The sequence below is a fragment of the Aquitalea sp. ASV11 genome, from assembly GCF_016429185.1.
Lineage (GTDB): Bacteria > Pseudomonadota > Gammaproteobacteria > Burkholderiales > Chromobacteriaceae > Aquitalea > Aquitalea pelogenes.
On the sequence record NZ_JAELUD010000148.1, the window covers coordinates 1 to 1,197 of the forward strand.

Annotated in this window: 1 protein-coding gene; it reads left to right on the forward strand. The window is 62.1% G+C overall.

Translation table 11 applies throughout. The annotated features are described in order from the left end of the window. A partial coding sequence (locus JHD62_RS21365; RefSeq protein ID WP_199104570.1) for a PAS domain S-box protein occupies positions 1 to 1,197 on the forward strand: 1,197 nt, incomplete at both ends.

Here is a 1,197-nt window from a genome sequence, read left to right on the forward strand (position 1 = left end):
ATCCTGACCAGCCCAATCCGCTGCAGCATGTGCGGCTGGTGGTATGGAACCAGGAAGCACCCGACCACCCCAGCCTGGATTCGCTGCCCATGCAGCCCTTGCCATCGGCCAACCCCTTGCTGACCACGCGGCGCCAGATTGGCGGCTACGATTTGCTGTTTGGTGCCTATCCGCTGGAGGAAGACGCCCCGGCCCTCAGTCAGCAAGGCTATGCCATCCTGGCCAGCTCGGCCTTCATCCTGTGCCTGCTGCTGATCCTGCAACAACGCCAGATCAGCCATAACCGCGCCTTGCGCACCCTGCTGCGCCGACAACACCAGCAACTGGAACTGAACAATCGCACCCTGCGCGAGCAGATCAACGACCGCACCCACTCGGAACAGGCGCTGGCCGAAAGCGAAGCCCGCCAGCGCGCCATTCTGCAGGCCAGTTCCGACGCCATCATCCTGATCAACCGCAAGGGCCTGATTACCCATGTCAACCCGGCGGCTGCCAAGCTGATCGGCCAGAGTGCCGAATCCATCGAGCATTTGCCGGTGGGTTCCTTGCTGACCGAGCTTTACAGTCTGAATGTCGATTTCGAATCCATTGCCGCTGCGCGTGAAGGGCGGCCATTCGAGGCGCACCTGCTGTGCAGTGACAACCGGCAGATGCCGGTGGAACTGTCGCTCAGCCGGGTGGAAGTGCCTGATGACTCCTTCTATGTCGCTGTCTGCCGTGACATCAGCCTGCGCAAGGAACAGGAAGCCGCGCTGATCCGCCTGAAAAACAGCCTGGCCGAGCAGGTGGAAGTGCAAAGCCGTCAGCTGGCTGCGCTGCTGGAAGCCAGCCCCATGGCAATGGCCTATATCGTGGACCGTCACCTGCGCCGGGTGAACGGTGCCTTCCTCGACCTGTTCGAGCGCAAGGAAGACGAAGTCATCGGCCAGACCACCCTGCCCTACTTCGAAAGCCAGGAGCAATGGGAGCGCACCGGCCGCGCACTGTACAACCTGCTCAACGACGGCAAGGTGGTGCAGTCCGAAGTGAAGCTGCGCACCGGCAGTGGCAAGCTGATCTGGTGCCGCATGTTTGGCCGTGCCGTCAATCCGTCCGTGCCCAAGCTCGGCACCATCTGGCTGTATCAGGACTTTTCCGCCCAGCGCGAAATGGAAGATGCGCTGCGCCAGGCCAAGACGCTGGCCGAAGAAAACAGCC